Consider the following 17,064-nt stretch of genomic DNA (forward strand, 5'->3'; position numbering starts at 1 on the left):
ACACCGCGCCGCCCCCGCCTTCAGGAAGTGAGGACAGACATGCCCGCTGCTGATACGACACCGGCCCCCCGCGTGGACTGGACCCTGCGCGAACGTGTGGCCGAGCTGAGCCTGATCAAGCACGAGGCCCGGCACGGAACCGACCCGGCCGCCACCGAACGCCAGCACGGCAAGGGCAAGCTGACCGCCCGAGAGCGGATCGAGCTGCTGCTCGACGAGGGTTCGTTCAACGAGGTGGAGCCGCTGCGCCGGCACCGGGCGACCGGGTTCGGCCTGGAGGCGAAGAAGCCTTACACCGATGGTGTGATCACGGGCTGGGGCACGGTCCACGGCCGGACGGTCTTCGTCTACGCGCACGACTTCCGGATCTTCGGCGGCGCCCTCGGTGAGGCGCACGCCACCAAGATCCACAAGATCATGGACATGGCCATCCAGGCGGGCGCGCCGCTGGTCTCGCTGAACGACGGCGCGGGCGCCCGCATCCAGGAGGGCGTCTCCGCACTCGCGGGATACGGCGGCATCTTCCAGCGCAACACCAAGGCGTCCGGCGTCATCCCGCAGATCTCCGTGATGCTCGGCCCCTGCGCGGGCGGCGCCGCCTACAGCCCGGCGCTCACCGACTTCGTCTTCATGGTCCGCGACACCTCGCAGATGTTCATCACCGGCCCGGACGTCGTCCAGGCGGTGACCGGCGAGAAGATCACCCAGAACGGCCTGGGCGGCGCCGATGTGCACGCCGAGACCTCCGGCGTGTGCCACGGCGCGTACGACGACGAGGAGAGCTGCCTGGAGGACGTGCGCTTTCTGCTCTCCCTGCTGCCGTCCCACAACCGCGAACTGCCGCCGTCCGTACCGTCCCAGGACCCTCCGGACCGCGGCAACGAGCCGCTGCTCGACCTGATCCCCGGGGAGCCCGGCCGCAGCTACGACATCCGTGCCGTCATCGAGGAGATCGTCGACAGCGGCGAGTACTTCGAGGTCCACGCCGCGTGGGCGGCCAACGTCGTCTGCGCGCTGGCCCGGCTCGGCGGCGAGGTCGTCGGCGTCGTCGCCAACCAGCCGGCCTCCTACGCGGGCGTGCTGGACATCCAGGCCAGCGAGAAGGCCGCCCGCTTCGTGCAGTTCTGCGACGCCTTCAACATCCCGCTGGTCACCCTGGTCGACGTGCCCGGCTTCCTGCCCGGTATCGACCAGGAGCACGAGGGCATCATCCGGCGCGGCGCCAAGCTGCTGTACGCCTACTGCAACGCCACCGTGCCGCGGGTCTCGCTGGTCCTGCGCAAGGCGTACGGCGGGGCCTACATCGTGATGGACTCCCGCTCCATCGGGGCCGATCTGGCCTTCGCCTGGCCGGGAAACGAGATCGCGGTGATGGGCGCCGAAGGCGCCGCCAATGTCATCTTCCGCCGGGAGATCAGCAACGCCGACGAGCCCGAAACGGTCCGCAGCCAGAAGATCGAGGAGTACCGGACCCAGCTGATGCACCCGTACTACGCGGCGGAGCGCGGCCTGGTCGACGACATCATCGACCCCGTCGAGACCCGCCGGGTCCTGATCGCCTCCCTCGCCATGCTGCGCGACAAACACGCCGACCTGCCCTCCCGCAAGCACGGCAATCCCCCGCAGTGACGGAGAGAGACATGACCACGACCGACACCGGTTCCCTCCTCCGCGTGACCAAGGGGAACGCCACCCCCGAGGAGCTGGCGGCGCTCGTCGTGGTGCTGCTCGCCCGGACCCGCGCCACAGCCCGGCCCCGCAACGAGATCCGCCGCCACCATCCCCACTGGCGCCGCCTGGAACGGGCTCTGGGACACCGGGGTCCGCGCAGCTGGCGCAGCGAGACGCGCCCCGCCGCGCGACACACCGGCTGAGGAACGGGCTTGACTTGAACCCCACTTCAAGTCTGATCGTTTGACCATTCCGCGAAACGGGGCCTGCCCCCACGCACAAGGAGACCCATGTCCACCACGCCACTGCGCCTTGCCCTGATCAACAGCAGCGTCCGGGAGGGCCGTTTCGGTCCGGCCGTCGCCAACTGGATCACCTCGCTCGCCAAGGAGCGCGACGACCTTCAGGTCGATCTGATCGACCTCGCCGACCACACGCTGCCGTACGAGCTGTCCGCCAACCCCGGCGAGGAGGTGGCCCGGACCCTGTTGAAGGTGTCGCCGCGGCTGGCCGACGCGGACGTCTTCATCGTGGTGACCCCGGAGTACAACCACAGCTTCCCCGCCTCGCTCAAGAGCCTGATCGACTGGCACCGCACGGAGTGGGGCGCCAAGCCGGTCGGCTTCGTCTCCTACGGCGGTCTGGCCGGCGGTCTGCGCTCGGTGGAGCAACTGCGCACCGTTTTCGCCGAGTTGCACGCGGTGACCGTCCGGGACGTGGTCAGCTTCCACAACTGCTGGGGGCAGTTCGACGAGACCGGCGCGCTGAAGGACCCGGCCGCCGCGACCGCCGCCGCCGCGACCCTCTTCGACCAGCTCGTCTGGTGGGGCCTCGCCCTGCGCGAGGCCCGCGAGAGGCGGCCGTACAGCAGCTGACCTGGGGCGCCGGGCCCACAGCACGTGTGCGGCCCGCCCCCGGGTCCTGTCTTCACGCTCCCGCATGCCTCGCGGCAGGAGTGTGACGACAGGGCCTAGAACTGGAGCCCTCCGGCGCCCGGCCCCACTTCCCCGAGAACGTCACAGGGGTTCACGAGGGCACACTTCTCCAGCGAGAGGCAGCCGCAGCCGATGCAGTCGGTGAGCTTGCTCTGCAGACGCAGCAACAGGTTGATGCGGCGGGCGAGTTCGGAGCGCCACCGCTCGGAGACCTGGACCCAGTCCTCCTCGGTGGGGGTGCGGCCCTCAGGGAGGAGGCACAGGGCCTCCCGGATGTCGGCGAGGGGGATCCCGACGCGCTGCGAGGCGCGTATGAAGGCGACACGGCGGAGTGTGTCGCGGGCGTAGCGCCGCTGATTACCGCTGGTGCGGCGGCTGTGTATCAGCCCCTCGCGGTCGTAATAGCGCAACGTGGAGGCGGGCACACCGCTACGGTCCGACACCTCTCCGACCGTCAGCTCCTTCGCCAACGCCGCCGAGTTCGACATGCCCTCATCCTAAGGGGTGCCGTCCTCCTGGCCCGGCCCGTCAGCACCCCCGGCAGCACCCCACGTGATCACCGACCGCCGCGCCGAACCCCTCCGCTCCGACGCCCTTTCCGGCCTCGCCCTCCCCCGCTCGCCGCCGAGGACGAGGAACCGGACCACGACACACCCCACCCACCGCGGCCCGGACCGAGCCGCCCCTGGAAGCCGAGGCCCGTATGACCGGCCCCCCGACACCCGCCCCGCCCGCACCCGACGACGCGACCACCGGCCCGGCGGCGCTCCCCGCGGACCCGGACGTCCGCCGGATCACGCTGGACGGCGCGGGTATCCCCCTGTCCGCGCTGCTGGCCGAACCGCGCCACGCCCCGCCGCGCGCGGTGGTCGTCGCCGTGCACGGCGGCGGAATGCGGGCGGGGTACTTCCACGGCCGGGCACACCCCACCCTGTCCCTGCTCGACCTCGGCGCGCGGCTGGGCTACACCGTGCTGGCCCTCGACCGCCCCGGCTACGGGGCCTCCGCCGGGCGGCTGCCGCTCGGCCAGGGCCTGGCCGAGCAGTCCGCCACGCTCGCCGCCGCGCTCACGGCCTTCGCCGACGGGCACCGGACGGGGACGGGCTTCTTCGCCGTCGCCCATTCCTACGGCGGCAAGCTCGCCCTGCGCGCGGCCGCCGAGGGGGCGTTCGGCCCGGACCTCATCGGCGTGGACGTGTCCGGTATCGGCCATCGCCCCGCGGTGGACTTCAGCAGGCTGTCCGCCTCCGACGGCCGCCCGAACGGTTCGCTGCACTGGGGACCGCTCAGCCTGTATCCGCCGGGCACGTTCCGGCTGGCCGGGACGCTGGTCACCCCGATGCCCGAACGCGAAGTGCGGGAGATGGCCCACTGGCCCGAACAGTTCGCGGGCATCGCCACACGGATCCGTGTCCCGGTGCGTTTCACCTTCGCCGAGCACGAGCGCTGGTGGCGGCACGACGGGCAGACCGTGGCCGCCATGACCGCGCTGTTCACCGGCGCGACGGTCACCGTCGACCGGCAACTCGCGGCGGGGCACAACATCAGCCTGGGCTGGGCCGCCAGGTCGTACCACCTGCGCGCCCTGGGGTTCCTGGAGGAATGCGTCACCGCACGACGGGCACGCCTTCGATGAGACGACCGGCCGGGCGGGCCGACCGCTCAGTCCGCGGCCGCCACCAGGCGGGCGAGCAGCTGGTGGAACTGGTCACGCTCCTCCTCACTGAAGGACGCGAACATCGCCTCGTCCGCCCGGGCCACCGCCTCGTCCATCCGGCGGTACAGCCGGCGCCCCTGCGGGGTGCACCGCACGAGGTTGCGGCGCCGGTTGGCCGGGTCGGGCTCGCGCGTGACGGCGCGCGCCTCCTCCAGGTCGCCCAGCAGCGCGACCAGGTTCCCGGCGTCCAGTTCGAGCGCCCGGCCCAGCTCCGCCTGGGTGCACTCGCCCAGTTCGGTCAGCCCGGCCATGACCCGGTAGTGCTGCATGCGCAGACCCGTCCGGTCCAGGTGCGCGCAGAGCAGGCGTTTCGCCTGATGGGCGGCGTTGGACAAGAGCCAGACATCCAGCTGCGCCAAGCGTCCCGACATTTTCATGAGGCGATCCTACGCCTCCTATATTGCACCGACCAACATAAAACTCTATCGTTGAGCCAACCAATATTGGAGCGACCAATATTGCAGCCCTCTTTCCCCGTTGCGCGACACCGGACCAGAACCCTGACACGGGCCACGAAGGCGAAGGTCGTCACATGACTGCACACCCCTTACGCATGGGCGTCATCGGCTGCGCCGCGATCGCCGCGCGCCGCATGCTGCCCGCACTCGTGGCCCATCCCGCCACGGAAGTGGCCGCGATCGCCAGCAGGCAGGAGGCCAAGGCCCGCTCGTTCACCGACCGCTTCGGCGGCGAACCGGTCGAGGGGTACGACCGACTGCTCGAACGCCCCGACATCGACGCGGTGTACGTGCCACTGCCCGCACTCCTGCACGCCGAGTGGATCGAGCGGGCCCTCCAGGCCGGCAAGCACGTCCTGTCGGAGAAACCGCTGGCCACGACCCGGAAGGACGCCGAGGAACTCCTCACGCTCGCCGCGGCACGTGATCTGGTGCTGCTGGAGAGCTTCATGTTCCTGACGCACAGCCAGCACGCCTTCGTCCAGCGGAAGGTGGCCGAGGGGGCCATCGGCGACCTGCGTCACCTCACCGCCGAATTCGCCTTCCCGGCCAAGGCCGCGGACGACATCCGCTACCGGCCGGACGTGGGCGGCGGCGCGCTGACCGACATCGGCGTCTACCCGATCCGTACGGCCCTGATGTACCTCGGCGACGAGCTCGACGTGCTCGGCGCATGGCTCCACGTCGACGAGGACCGCGGGGTGGACCTGGGCGGATCGGCGTTGCTCGGCTCGCCCGACGGGGTCGCCGCGCACCTCACCTTCGGCATGGAGCACTCCTACCGCTCCCAGTACGCGCTGTGGGGCAGCCACGGAAGGATCTCCGTCCGCTGGGCCTACACACCGCCGCCGACGCACTCCCCCCTCATCCGCATCGAGCAGCAGGACCGCGTCGAGGACATCACCCTGCCGCCCGAGGACCAGTTCGCCAACGTCGTCGCCGCCTTCGTGGCCCGGATACGACAGGGCACCCCGTCCGGTCTGGAGGGCGAGTCCGTCCTCGCCCAGGCCGCCCTGGTCGACGACGTCCGCGCCCGGGCCCTGGCGGTCCCGCGCAGCGGTGGCGCGCGCTCGCTTCTCCCCTGAAACACCGCCGTCTCCCTTGGACGGCACCGCAACGAAACGAACGAGAAAGAGGTACTACGTCGTGGTCGCTCCACCCAAGGCAGGCCGGAGGGAATGGGCAGGACTCGCCATTCTGGCCTTGCCGACCCTGCTCGTCTCCATGGACCTGACGGTCCTGCACCTGACGGTCCCAGGACTCACCGAGGACCTGCACCCGAGCAGTACCCAGCTGCTGTGGATCGTGGACATCTACGGCTTCATGATCGCCGGCTGTCTCGTCACCGCCGGCTCCATCGGCGACCGCATCGGCCGGCGCCGTCTGATGCTGTACGGCGCCGCGGTCTTCGGCGTGGCCTCCGTACTGGCCGCGCTGTCCGACAGCGCGGGCATGCTGATCGTGACACGCGGGCTGCTGGGCGTCGCGGGAGCGACCTTGATGCCCTCCACGATGGCCCTCATCCGCACCATGTTCCATGACGACGTCCAGCGTTCGCGTGCCATCGGCATCTGGATGACCAGCTTCATGGCCGGAGCGGCACTCGGCCCGCTGGTCGGCGGGGCGCTGCTGAACTTCTTCTGGTGGGGCTCGGTCTTCCTCATGGGCGTACCGGTCATGCTGTTGCTGCTGGTGCTCGGCCCCAAGGTGCTGCCCGAGTACCGTGCCGATGCGGCGGGCCCCATGGACCTCGTCAGCGTGGTGCTGTCGCTGGTGGGCATGTTGTCCGTGGTCTACGGGGTCAAGCAGATCGCCGGACACGGGGTTACGCCGCTCTCCGTCGGCATCGCCGTCGCCGGCCTGCTCGTCGGCTGGGCCTTCCTCCACCGGCAGCGGAGCTCCGCCAACCCGCTGCTCGATCTGGGGCTGTTCGGCAACATCCGGTTCAACGTGGCCGTCGTCGCCCTGGTCGTGAACACCGGCGTCATGATGGGCCTCAACTTCTTCGCCGCCCAGTACCTCCAGCTCGTCCACGGCAGCTCCCCCCTGGAAGCGGGCCTGTGGACGCTGCCGATGACCATCGCGGGCATCCCCGTCGCCCTCCTGATCCCCTCCGTGGCCCGGAAGGTCCGTCCGGCCTACGTCATGGCGCTGGGACTGGTGGTGGCGGCGGTCGGCTTCGTCCTCATCACGCAGGTACAGGTGTCCCATCTGACCCTGCTGGTGATCGGCACCGTGGTGATGTTCGTCGGGCTGTCCGCCATGGGTGTGTTCGGCACCGACATGGCGGTCAGCGCCGCTCCGCCGGAGCGGGCCGGTGCGGCGTCCGCAGTCACCTCGACCGCCAACGAACTCGGCGGCGCCCTGGGGCTGGCCCTCCTCGGCAGTGTCGGAACCGCCGTCTACCGGTCGGGCATGACGGACGGCGATCTCGCCGGGATTCCCGCCCGTGCCGCGCAGGACGCCCATGAGTCTCTGGGCGGGGCGGTCGAGGCCGCGGGCCGGCTGTCGGCCCAGGCCGGCGCCGACCTGCTGAGGACCGCCCGAAGCGCGTTCCTCGACAGCCTCCACGCCGTCTCCCTCGTCTGCGCGGTCGCGGTGCTGGCGCTGGCCGTGGCGATCGCGGTCCTGCTCCGCAACACCGCCCGGCCCGGCGAGGACCAAGAGGCGTCGCCGCCTCAGGCCGCACCGGACGGCGTCGAGACCGCCTGAGGAATCCTGCCGTCGAACGGGCCGCGCGACCGGCGCCGCCTCCGCACACCGCTCGCCCGACCCATCGGGCACTGTGAAGGAGTTACCGCATGCGCATCATGTTCACCGTCTTACCCGTCACCTCCCACGTCATGGCGCTGGCCCCCCCGGCCACCGCCCTGCAGAGCGCGGGACACCAGGTACGGGTGGTGACGCACGATCACCCGGGAACCGTCGCCGCCATCACGGGAGCGGGCCTGACCGCGGTACCGCTCGACGGCAGGATCGACCTGGCCGCCGCGGTCCAGGAAACCTTCGCCAACGAGACGTTGGAGGGGATCGCCCGGACCACGGGGGTGGACCCCGACGACGACAACACCTGGCCCATGATCCGCAACTACGTCGTGGCCTCGTACGCGTTCTACTACCCGGCAACCACCGAATCCGCCGGGGTCACCGACGAGATGGTCCGCTTCGCCCAGGAGTGGCAGCCGGAACTCGTCATCTGGGACCCGCTGTTCTTCCCCTCGCCGATCGCCGCCCGGTCCTGCGGCGCCGCCCACGCGCGGCTGCTGTGGGGCCTGGACCGCTTCGGCTGGCTGCGCGATCAGTACACCCGGGGCCGGCGCGGCCGTGGCGCCTCCGAACCGGACCTGATGGCCGAGCTGATGCGGCCCCAGCTCAGCCGCTACGGCATCGAATTCGGCGAGGACCTGATCGTGGGTCAGTGGAGCATCGACCCCTGGCCCGAGGTCATGCGGCTGCCGCTGGACCTGGACCACCTCGCGATGCGCCCGGTGCCGTTCAACGGCGCCACGGCCGTCCCCGGCTGGCTGCGCGAGGTCCCCGAGCGGCCCCGCGTCTGTCTGACGCTGGGCACCAGCGGCCGGGACCTGTTCGGGGACAACGGCATCTCCATCAGCGAGGTGTTCGCGATGGCCGCCCAGCTGGACATCGAGATGGTCGCCACGCTCAACGAGGCGCAGTTGGCGGGCGCCGGCACCATCCCGGAGAACGTCCGCCTGACGGACTACACCCCGCTGAACCAGCTCCTGCCGACCTGTGACGCGGTCATCCACCTCGGCGGAACGGGGACCTGGGCGGCCGCCATCGTGCACGGCGTACCGCAGCTCCTGCTGCCCAAGACCGGTTCCGAGTACGTGGACTTCGCCCGCTACACCGCGGCCAAGGGCGCGGGTCTGGTCATCGAGGACGAGAAGCCCACCGTGGCAGCCCTGCGCGAGGGGCTGCTGCGGCTGCTCGGCGACCCCGCGTTCAAGGAGGCCACCACGGCACTGCACCAGGAGTTCACCCGGATCCCGAGCCCCGTCGAGATCATCCCGGAGCTGGAGAGCCGCACCCGCCGGCACCGGAGCCGGTGAACGGCTCCCGCACCGGGCACACCGCACCACCCGCACACGCACCCGAGAACAGAAGCAAGAGGAGAAAGCCGTGACCCCGCCCGCCTTCCCCACCGTCAACCGCCCGGACTCCGAACTGGTGCTGGTGACCCCCCTGTACGTGGGCACCGCCGATGTCCAGCAGGCGGTGGCCGATGCCCTCCTCGCCGAATGGGAGGCGACGAGCCGACCGGAGGGGCTGCTCTCGCAGACCTGCTACGTGAGCACCGAGGGCGAGAACGTGTGGACCTACGAACAGTGGACCGGCCTGGCGGCCTACCGCGCATCCGGCCGCATGTACCTGCAGCCCCCGACACTGCGCGGCCGCGGCGTGGACGGGGCGGACGTCGAACGCTGTGCCCCCATAGCGTTCAAGCGCTACCGGAGCACCGTCTTCGACACCGTCAGCACCCCCACCCGCATCGTCGCGCCGATGTTCGACGTCGACGGCCGTGCCACGCAACGCACCATCATCGACCGGCTGCTCGACGGCCCGCTCACCGAGGCGACACCGGGCCTGCTCTCGGCGCACTTCCACTACAGCCTGGACGGCAGCCGCGTGCTGAACTACGCGGAATTCACCGAGGACGAGGCCCACGTGGACTTCCTGGCCAGCCCCATCGCCCAGGCGACCACCAAGCTCACCCAAGACACTCCGGGAGTCCGGGGCATCGGCGGCAAGCGGTACCTGCTGCACGGCAGCGTCGGCGCACCGCCGGCCGCGAGCTGATCGCTCCCCGTTCTCCACCGGTCAACGCAAGGAGGATCCCGTGAAAGCCCTGGTGTTATCGGGTGGATCAGGCACCCGTCTGCGCCCCTTCAGCCACTCCATGCCCAAACAGCTCATCCCCATCGTCAACAAGCCGGTCCTTGAGCACGTGCTGGGAAACATCAGGGATCTGGGTGTCACCGAGGTCGGCATCGTCGTGGGCAGCTGGGCCGCGGAGATCGCCGAAGTCGTGGGGGACGGTTCGCGGCTGGGCATCCGCGTGACGTACCTACCCCAGGAACAGCCGCTCGGCCTGGCTCACTGTGTATCGCTCGCCCGCACCTTCCTGGGCGACGACGACTTCGTGATGTACCTCGGGGACAACATGCTCCCCGAGGGCATCGCCCAGGCCGCGGACGAGTTCCGGGCCCAGCGCCCGGCCGCGGCGGTCGTCGTCCACCAGGTGGCGGACCCGCGGGCGTTCGGTGTCGTGGAGCTGGAGCCGGACGGCACCGTCGCCCGGCTCGTCGAGAAGCCCCCGCACCCCCGCAGCAACCTCGCGTTGATCGGCGTCTACTTCTTCACCCCGGCCATCCACGAGGCCGTCCGGTCGATCAAGCCCAGTGCCCGCGGCGAACTGGAGATCACCGACGCGCTCCAGTGGCTGGTCGAGAACGGCTTCCGCATCAAGGCCGACGAGTATCGCGGCTACTGGAAGGACACCGGCCAGGCCGCGGACATCCTGGACTGCAACGAGAGGCTGCTGGCCGATCTGCGCCCGGGCAACCTGGGCAGCGTGGACGCCGCCAGCCAACTCGGCGACCGGGTACGCATCGAGGCGGGCGCCCGCATCATCCGCTCACGCATCGACAGCCCGGCCGTCATCGGAGCGGGCACCGTCATCGAGGACTGCCACATCGGGCCGAACACCTCCATCGGCTCCGGCTGCACGCTGCGGGCGACCCGGGTCCGGGACTCCATCGTGATGGACGGTGCCGAGATCGCCCACGGGCCCGGCCTGCGGAATTCGCTGATCGGCCGCAACGCCGTCATCGGCGCGGGCCTGGCCGGTGCCGCCTGCCACACCCTGGTCGTGGGCGACCACACCCGGATCAGGGTGGCCGCCTGATGCCCGCGCCGCGCGGCACACCGACGAGGCTGCTGGTCACCGGTGGCGCCGGGTTCATCGGCTCCCACTTCGTCCGCACCCTCCTGCACGGCGGTTACCCGGGCCACGAGTCGACCCGGGTGACCGTGCTCGACAAACTGACCTACGCGGGCAACCGCGACAACCTCCCCGCTCACCACCCCCGCCTGGAGTTCGTGGCGGGCGACGTCTGCGACGGCCCGCTGCTGCGCGAGCTGTTGCCCGGGCACGACGCGGTCGTCCATTTCGCGGCGGAGTCGCACGTCGACCGGTCCGTGGACTCGGGGGCCGCGTTCGTACGGACGAACGTGCAGGGCACACAGACCCTGCTGGAGGCCTGCGTCCGGGCGGAGGTGGGCAGGGTCGTCCACATCTCCACGGACGAGGTGTACGGCTCCCTCACGGAAGGCGCCTGGACCGAGGAGTGGCCACTGGCGCCCAACTCCCCCTACGCCGCCTCCAAGGCCGCGTCCGATCTGCTCGCCCGCGCCTACTGGCGTACGCACGGGCTGCATGTGTCGGTCACCCGCTGCTCGAACAATTACGGCCCCTACCAGCACCCCGAGAAGCTGATCCCGCTCTTCGTCACCAACCTGCTCGAAGGGCTGCCCGTTCCGCTGTACGGCGACGGACGCAACGTCCGCGAATGGCTGCACGTCGACGACCACTGCCGCGCGATCGCCCTCGTCCTGGACGGCGGCGGGCCCGGCGAGATCTACCACATCGGCGGCGGCGAGGAACGGACGAACCTGCACGTCACCGAGCGCCTGCTCGACCTGTGCGGTGCGGAGGCCGGCAGCGTCCGCCGGGTCGCCGACCGCAAGGGACACGATCTGCGCTACGCGCTCGACTCGACCAAGATCCGTGAACAGCTCGGCTACCGCCCCCGCATCTCCTTCGAGCAGGGCCTGGCCGACACCGTCGAGTGGTACCGCTCCCACCTGGCCTGGTGGAAGGCCGTGAAGTACGCGGCCGAGGACACCGGACAGCAGCACCGAGGGGACATCGCGTGAGGAACGCCCACAAGGAACTGATTCTCGACGAGACCGCGAAGTACCACATGGACGCCCGGGCGGAGGAGCCCTTCGTCCCGGGCGTCACCGAGATCTGGCCCTCGGGCGCGGTCCTGGACGAAACGGACCGGGCCGCGCTGGTCGAAGCCGCCCTGGAGATGCGGATAGCCGCCGGGCCCAGCTCGCGCAGGTTCGAATCCCGGTTCGCCCGCAAACTGGGGCACCGCAAGGCTCATCTCACCAATTCCGGCTCCTCCGCGAACCTTCTGGCCATGACCGCGTTCACCTCACATCTGCTGGAAGAGCGGCGGCTGCGCCCGCAGGACGAGGTGATCACGGTCGCGGCGGGCTTTCCCACCACCGTCAACCCGATCCTGCAGAACGGACTCGTCCCGGTCTTCGTCGACGTCGAGCTGGGCACCTACAACACGACGGCTGCCCGCGTCGCCGAGGCGATCGGGCCGCGCACCCGGGCCATCATGATCGCCCACGCCCTCGGCAACCCGTTCGAGGTCGCCGAGATCGCCCAACTCGCGGCGGATCACGATCTGTTCCTGATCGAGGACAACTGCGACGCGGTCGGTTCGACCTACGACGGAAAGCTGACCGGCACCTTCGGCGACCTCACGACCGTCAGCTTCTACCCGGCCCACCACCTGACGACGGGCGAGGGAGGCTGCGTACTGACCTCCAACCTGGCGCTCGCCCGGATCGTGGAGTCACTCCGTGACTGGGGCCGCGACTGCTGGTGCGAGCCCGGCGAGACCAACAAGTGCCTCAAGCGGTTCCAGTACCAGATGGGTACCCTGCCCGAAGGCTACGACCACAAATACATTTTTTCGCACGTCGGTTACAACCTGAAGGCGACCGATATCCAGGCCGCCCTGGGCCTGACCCAGCTGGACAAGCTCGACGCGTTCTGCGCAGCCCGGCGCCGCAACTGGCAGCGGCTGCGGGACGGCCTGGAGGGCACCCCGCACCTGTTGCTGCCCAGGGCGACCGAGCGCAGCGACCCGAGCTGGTTCGGGTTCGCGCTGACCGTGGATCCCGAGGCCCCCTTCAGCCGGGGCGCGTTGGTGGACTTTCTCGAATCCCGCAAGATCGGCACCCGGCGGCTCTTCGCCGGCAACCTGACACGGCATCCGGCCTATACCGACCAGCCGCACCGCGTCGTCGGCGACCTGACCAACAGCGACATCGTTACCGAGCAGACCTTCTGGATCGGGGTGTATCCGGCGCTGACCGAGGAGATGCTCGACTACGTCATCTCCTCGGTGACGGAGTTCGTGGAGAAGCACTCATGACCCCGCGGACCGCGTCCCTCACCGCGGCTCCCGCCGACCGTGACCGCGGACTGAGACCACGGCACGACGACGCTCTCCTCCCTCGCATCGCCCGGTCCGCGGCCACCCGCCAAGGTGCGGGGCCGCAGACCGCGGAAGTCCACACCTGGCTCGACGAGCGCCGCCGGTCCCACCGCTTCCACGTGGAGCGCATCCCCTTCGCCCAGCTGGACAACTGGTCGTTCGACGGGGACACCGGCAACCTCGTACACGACAGCGGCCGGTTCTTCACCGTCGAGGGACTGCGCGTCACCGTGGACGAGGGCCCCTACCGGGAATGGCACCAGCCCATCATCCGCCAGCCCGAAGTCGGCATCCTCGGCATCCTCGCCAAGGAGTTCGACGGGGTGCTCCACTTCCTGATGCAGGCCAAGATGGAGCCGGGCAACCCCAACCTGGTGCAGCTCTCCCCGACCGTCCAAGCCACCCGCAGCAACTACACCAAGGTGCACAAGGGCGCGGCCGTGAAGTACGTGGAGCACTTCACCCGCCCGGCCCCCCACAGGATCATCGCCGACGTTCTCCAGTCCGAGCACGGCTCCTGGTTCTTCCGCAAGAGCAACCGGAACATGATCGTGGAGACCACGGAGCCGGTCCCGCTCGACGACGACTTCTGCTGGCTGACCCTCGGCCAGATCGGTGAGCTGCTGCACTCCGACAATGTCGTCAACATGGACGCACGCACCGTGCTCTCCTGCGTTCCGTACCGCGACGACCAGCCCGGCGCCCTGCACTCGGACACCGAACTGCTGTCGTGGTTCACCGCCGAACGTTCCCGGCACGACGTACGCGCCGAGCCGCTGCCGCTGGCCGGGCTCCCCGGCTGGAACCGCGGCGAATCGAGCATCGACCACGCGGAAGGCCGCTACTTCAGCGTCGTGGCGGTCCGCGTACAGGCCGACAGCAGGGAGGTCACCGGCTGGACCCAGCCGCTGTTCGAGCCGCGCGCGAGGGGCGTCACGGCCTTCCTCGTCCGGCGGTTCGGCGACGTACCCCACGTCCTGGTCCAGGCACGCGTCGAAGGGGGCTTCCTCGACACCGTGGAACTCGGCCCCACGGTCCAGTGCACCCCCGCCGCCCACGCGCATCTGCCCGCCGAAGACCGGCCACCGTTCCTGGACGACGTGCTGAACGCGCGCGCCTCCTTCCCCTCGCGCATCAGCTACGAGGCCGTGCACTCGGAGGAGGGCGGCCGGTTCCGCAACGCGGAGAGCCGCCATCTCCTCGTCGAGGCCGACGAGGCAACGGCTCCCCTCGACCCACCCGCCGGATTCCGTTGGGTCACCCCGGGACAGCTCACCTCTCTGGTCCGGCACAACCACTATGTGAACGTCCAGGCCCGGACCCTGCTCGCCTGCCTCAACGCGACCGGCACGCGGGCCTGACAACGGAAGGCCACAAGGGTGAGGGTGAGCGTCCTGCGCTCACCCTCACCGGCTGCGCTCCTGACGGCGGACGTCGGCGTGCGGACGTTCCGGCCGCCTCCACCGGCATGGGCACCGTGGTTACAGCCTCGTCGCGTAGAAGGCCACGGCAGAGGCCGCGGCGACGTTGAGGGAATCCACTCCGGCGGCCATCGGGATCCGGACCCATTCGTCGGCCGCGCGGAGAGCCTCGATCGACAGGCCGTCACCTTCGGTGCCGAGCATGAGCGCCAGCTTCTCGTACCGGCGGGCGGCGAGTTCGTCCATCGTGATCGACTTCTCGTCGAGGCACAGGGAAGCCGTCACGAAGCCGTCCTGGCGGAAGAGCTCAATCTCCTCCGGCCAGGAGGTCAGCCGGGTCCAGGGAACGTGGAAGACCGCGCCCATCGACACCTTCACCGCCCGCCGGTACAGGGGGTCGGCGCAGCGTGGGGTGAGGAAGACGGCGTCCACGCCCAGAGCGGCTGCGTTGCGGAAGGCGGCACCCAGGTTCGCGTGATCGACGATGTCCTCGAAGATGGCGACGCGCCGGCCTGCACTCCGTTGCAGACCCACAGGCAACGTCGCGCCGATGTCGGTGTGGTCGTCGACCGCCTCCACGGCGGCGATGCGGCGGTCCGTGGCGAGCAGCGACGCGGGGTCCGGGAGCGGTTTGCGCTGCATGGAGGCGAGGGCGCCGCGGTGGACGTGGTAGCCGGTGACCCGCTCGGCGAGGTCGGGGGTGACCGCGTAGACCGGCGCCGGGACCTCGTCGATGACGTCGCGCATGACGTCGACCCACTTGGCCGAGAGCAGCATCGAGCGCATCTCGTAACCGGCGTGCCGGGCGCGGCGGATGACCTTCTCGCCCTCGGCGATGAACAGGCCCTCGGCGGGCTCCCGGCGGCGCCGCAGCTCGACGTCGGTGAGGCCGGTGTAGTCGCGCAGCCGCGGGTCGTCGGGGTCGTCGACGGTGATGATTTCTGCCACGGGGAGATAGTGCCTTGTCGGTGTCGGGGTGCCAATGCCGGGTGCGGGACGGCTACTTTCCGGGGGTGACGGCGACGACGTCACCGATGACGAGGACCGCCGGGGGCCGTACGCCCTCGGCGCGGACGGTCTCGCCGAGGGTGGCGAGGGTGGCGTCGACGCGGCGCTGGGCGGCCGTGGTGCCCTCCTGGACGACCGCGGCGGGGGTGTCGCCGGAGCGGCCGTGGGCCATGAGCGTGGCGGCGATGGCGGCGCTGTTGCCGACGCCCATCAGGACGACGAGGGTGCCGCGCAGCCGGGCGAGGGCCGCCCAGTCGACGAGGGAGCGCTCGTCGTCGGGGGCGACATGGCCGCTGACGACGGTGAACTCGTGGGCGACGCCGCGGTGGGTGACGGGGATACCGGCGGCGCCGGGTACCGAGATGGTGCTGGAGATGCCGGGGACGACGGTGCAGGGGATCCCGGCCTCGGTGAGCGCCTGGACCTCCTCCATGCCGCGGCCGAAGACGAAGGGGTCGCCGCCCTTGAGCCGGACCACGGCCTTACCGGCCCTGGCGTGGTCGATGAGGGCCTGGTTGATGGCCTCCTGTGCCATGAACCGGCCGTAAGGGATCTTCGCCGCGTCGATGATCTCGACGTGCGGGGGGAGTTCGGCGAGGAGGTCGCGGGGGCCGAGGCGGTCGGCGATGACGACGTCGGCCTCGGCGAGCAGGCGGCGGCCGCGCACGGTGATCAGGTCCGGGTCGCCCGGGCCGCCGCCGACGAGAGCGACGCCCTTGGTGCGGGCGCGGTGGTGGGGCGCGGCGAGGGAGCCGTCGCGCAGGCCCTCGACGACGGCGTCGCGGACGGCGGCGGAGCGGCGGGGGTCGCGGCCGGTGAGGACGGCGACGGTGACGCCTTCGCTGTGGCCGGTGGCCGGGGTCCAGGCGGTGGCGGCCTCGGCGTCGTCGGAGCGGACGGCCCAGACGCGGCGCTCCTCGGCCTCCTGGGAGGCGGCGGCGTTGGCTTCGGCGTCGTCGGTGGAGATCAGCGCGTACCAGGCGCCCGCGAGGTCGCCGGGGCGGTAGCGGCGGCGCTCCCAGCGGAGTTCGCCGGTGTCGGCCATCGCCTCGACGGAGGGGGTGGCGGACGGGGAGACGAGCAGGACGTCGGCCCCGGCGGCGAGGAGGGCGGGGAGCCGGCGCTGGGCGACCTGACCGGCGCCGAGGACGACGACGCGGCGGCCCGACAGGCGCAGGCCGACGGGGTAGGCGGCGTGTTCGGCGGCATGCTCGGCCATGGGTGCGGCTCCTTGTGCGGGTGGGGCGGCTCCGGAGGACGCAGCCGCTGCGGCGGTGGAACGGCTGGGAGGCATCCACGGGACGCCGCCGGGTCCGGCCCCGGCGCGGGTGGCGGCCCGGCTCCCAGCCTATAGGGGATGTGGTGCCGGTCTTCGGGGGCCTGTGACGCACGGTGTGACGTCGTGCGGCGGTGCCGCCCCGGCCCCGGCCCGAGGGGTGGCCTTGGGGGATACCGCGGCCCGCCCCCGAGAAAACAGGAAGGGTTCCTGAAGGCGCGGGCCCGGCGTCCCGTCGGCAGGCGGGGCGC

General features: G+C 70.8%; 16 protein-coding genes. 12 read left to right on the top strand and 4 right to left on the bottom strand.

Features of this window, described 5'->3' with window-relative positions; translation table 11 throughout:
- Positions 1 to 39: 39 nt before the first annotated feature.
- The 3 genes from OG422_RS04615 to OG422_RS04625 all read left to right on the top strand — a co-directional run bounded on the left by OG422_RS04615 (position 40) and on the right by OG422_RS04625 (position 2,546).
- Entirely contained in the window at positions 40 to 1,629 is a 1,590-nt protein-coding gene (locus OG422_RS04615) for an acyl-CoA carboxylase subunit beta (RefSeq protein ID WP_143941338.1), read from the top strand.
- Positions 1,630 to 1,640: 11 nt separating this feature from the next.
- Positions 1,641 to 1,874, top strand: a complete 234-nt coding sequence (locus tag OG422_RS04620; protein ID WP_405739966.1) for an acyl-CoA carboxylase epsilon subunit — start codon at positions 1,641 to 1,643, stop codon at positions 1,872 to 1,874.
- Between the two features lie 87 nt (positions 1,875 to 1,961).
- Positions 1,962 to 2,546 carry an NADPH-dependent FMN reductase gene (locus OG422_RS04625; RefSeq protein ID WP_405739969.1) on the top strand — a complete coding sequence of 195 codons (585 nt, stop codon included), beginning with the start codon at positions 1,962 to 1,964 and terminating at the stop codon, positions 2,544 to 2,546.
- A gap of 95 nt (positions 2,547 to 2,641) precedes the next feature.
- On the opposite strand, the gene soxR is transcribed toward OG422_RS04625, so the two are convergent.
- Positions 2,642 to 3,094: a redox-sensitive transcriptional activator SoxR gene (gene soxR / locus OG422_RS04630; RefSeq protein WP_143941341.1), complete on the bottom strand. Its 453-nt coding sequence runs from the start codon at positions 3,092 to 3,094 to the stop codon at positions 2,642 to 2,644.
- Between the two features lie 215 nt (positions 3,095 to 3,309).
- On the opposite strand from soxR, the gene OG422_RS04635 reads away from it, so the two are divergent.
- Complete coding sequence (locus tag OG422_RS04635; protein ID WP_405739972.1) at positions 3,310 to 4,242, top strand: alpha/beta hydrolase family protein; 933 nt, start codon at positions 3,310 to 3,312, stop codon at positions 4,240 to 4,242.
- Between the two features lie 26 nt (positions 4,243 to 4,268).
- Here OG422_RS04635 and OG422_RS04640 read toward each other — a convergent pair whose 3' ends face one another.
- A complete protein-coding gene (locus OG422_RS04640) occupies positions 4,269 to 4,700 on the bottom strand; it encodes a MarR family winged helix-turn-helix transcriptional regulator (protein ID WP_143942423.1) in 432 nt (143 codons plus the stop codon).
- 155 nt (positions 4,701 to 4,855) lie between these two features.
- Between OG422_RS04640 and OG422_RS04645 the strand changes: the two genes are divergently transcribed.
- From OG422_RS04645 to OG422_RS04680, 8 genes are all read left to right on the top strand, one after another.
- Positions 4,856 to 5,866, top strand: coding sequence for a Gfo/Idh/MocA family protein (locus OG422_RS04645; protein WP_405739975.1), 1,011 nt, complete (start codon positions 4,856 to 4,858; stop codon positions 5,864 to 5,866).
- Positions 5,867 to 5,927: 61 nt separating this feature from the next.
- Positions 5,928 to 7,493 carry an MFS transporter gene (locus tag OG422_RS04650; RefSeq protein ID WP_405739978.1) on the top strand — a complete coding sequence of 522 codons (1,566 nt, stop codon included), beginning with the start codon at positions 5,928 to 5,930 and terminating at the stop codon, positions 7,491 to 7,493.
- Positions 7,494 to 7,582: 89 nt separating this feature from the next.
- Positions 7,583 to 8,854: a nucleotide disphospho-sugar-binding domain-containing protein gene (locus OG422_RS04655; RefSeq protein WP_405739981.1), complete on the top strand. Its 1,272-nt coding sequence runs from the start codon at positions 7,583 to 7,585 to the stop codon at positions 8,852 to 8,854.
- A 70-nt stretch (positions 8,855 to 8,924) separates the two neighbouring features.
- On the top strand, positions 8,925 to 9,602 hold the full coding sequence (locus tag OG422_RS04660) for an antibiotic biosynthesis monooxygenase (RefSeq protein WP_143942426.1): 678 nt from the start codon (positions 8,925 to 8,927) through the stop codon (positions 9,600 to 9,602).
- 40 nt (positions 9,603 to 9,642) lie between these two features.
- Positions 9,643 to 10,710: a glucose-1-phosphate thymidylyltransferase gene (locus OG422_RS04665; protein WP_405739984.1), complete on the top strand. Its 1,068-nt coding sequence runs from the start codon at positions 9,643 to 9,645 to the stop codon at positions 10,708 to 10,710.
- Complete coding sequence (gene rfbB / locus OG422_RS04670) at positions 10,710 to 11,741, top strand: dTDP-glucose 4,6-dehydratase (protein ID WP_405739986.1); 1,032 nt, start codon at positions 10,710 to 10,712, stop codon at positions 11,739 to 11,741. The genes OG422_RS04665 and rfbB overlap by 1 nt, the downstream gene beginning before the upstream one ends.
- A gap of 47 nt (positions 11,742 to 11,788) precedes the next feature.
- Entirely contained in the window at positions 11,789 to 13,045 is a 1,257-nt protein-coding gene (gene rfbH, locus OG422_RS04675; RefSeq protein ID WP_405747646.1) for a lipopolysaccharide biosynthesis protein RfbH, read from the top strand.
- On the top strand, positions 13,042 to 14,469 hold the full coding sequence (locus OG422_RS04680) for an NDP-hexose 2,3-dehydratase family protein (RefSeq protein WP_405739989.1): 1,428 nt from the start codon (positions 13,042 to 13,044) through the stop codon (positions 14,467 to 14,469). Before rfbH ends, OG422_RS04680 begins: the two co-directional genes overlap by 4 nt.
- Positions 14,470 to 14,589: 120 nt before the next feature.
- Here the strand turns inward: OG422_RS04680 and OG422_RS04685 are convergent, their stop codons facing one another.
- Together OG422_RS04685 and cobA are read right to left on the bottom strand one after the other, a co-directional pair.
- Entirely contained in the window at positions 14,590 to 15,477 is an 888-nt protein-coding gene (locus OG422_RS04685) for a TrmH family RNA methyltransferase (protein ID WP_405739991.1), read from the bottom strand.
- 52 nt (positions 15,478 to 15,529) lie between these two features.
- A complete protein-coding gene (gene cobA, locus OG422_RS04690) occupies positions 15,530 to 16,756 on the bottom strand; it encodes a uroporphyrinogen-III C-methyltransferase (RefSeq protein WP_405739994.1) in 1,227 nt (408 codons plus the stop codon).
- Between the last annotated feature and the right edge of the window lie 308 nt (positions 16,757 to 17,064).

The sequence above is a fragment of the Streptomyces sp. NBC_01525 genome, assembly GCF_045040405.1.
Lineage (GTDB): Bacteria > Actinomycetota > Actinomycetes > Streptomycetales > Streptomycetaceae > Streptomyces > Streptomyces benahoarensis.

Excerpts from the sequence above, each read along its gene's own strand:
- OG422_RS04615 (WP_143941338.1), top strand. The coding sequence starts at position 40 with ATGCCCGCTGCTGATACGACACCGGCCCCCCGCGTGGACTGGACCCTG.
- OG422_RS04620 (WP_405739966.1), top strand. The coding sequence starts at position 1,641 with ATGACCACGACCGACACCGGTTCCCTCCTCCGCGTGACCAAGGGGAAC.
- OG422_RS04625 (WP_405739969.1), top strand. The coding sequence starts at position 1,962 with ATGTCCACCACGCCACTGCGCCTTGCCCTGATCAACAGCAGCGTCCGG.
- soxR (WP_143941341.1), bottom strand. The coding sequence starts at position 3,094 with ATGTCGAACTCGGCGGCGTTGGCGAAGGAGCTGACGGTCGGAGAGGTG.
- OG422_RS04635 (WP_405739972.1), top strand. The coding sequence starts at position 3,310 with ATGACCGGCCCCCCGACACCCGCCCCGCCCGCACCCGACGACGCGACC.
- OG422_RS04640 (WP_143942423.1), bottom strand. The coding sequence starts at position 4,700 with ATGAAAATGTCGGGACGCTTGGCGCAGCTGGATGTCTGGCTCTTGTCC.
- OG422_RS04645 (WP_405739975.1), top strand. The coding sequence starts at position 4,856 with ATGACTGCACACCCCTTACGCATGGGCGTCATCGGCTGCGCCGCGATC.
- OG422_RS04655 (WP_405739981.1), top strand. The coding sequence starts at position 7,583 with ATGCGCATCATGTTCACCGTCTTACCCGTCACCTCCCACGTCATGGCG.
- rfbB (WP_405739986.1), top strand. The coding sequence starts at position 10,710 with ATGCCCGCGCCGCGCGGCACACCGACGAGGCTGCTGGTCACCGGTGGC.
- rfbH (WP_405747646.1), top strand. The coding sequence starts at position 11,789 with ATGGACGCCCGGGCGGAGGAGCCCTTCGTCCCGGGCGTCACCGAGATC.
- OG422_RS04680 (WP_405739989.1), top strand. The coding sequence starts at position 13,042 with ATGACCCCGCGGACCGCGTCCCTCACCGCGGCTCCCGCCGACCGTGAC.
- cobA (WP_405739994.1), bottom strand. The coding sequence starts at position 16,756 with ATGGCCGAGCATGCCGCCGAACACGCCGCCTACCCCGTCGGCCTGCGC.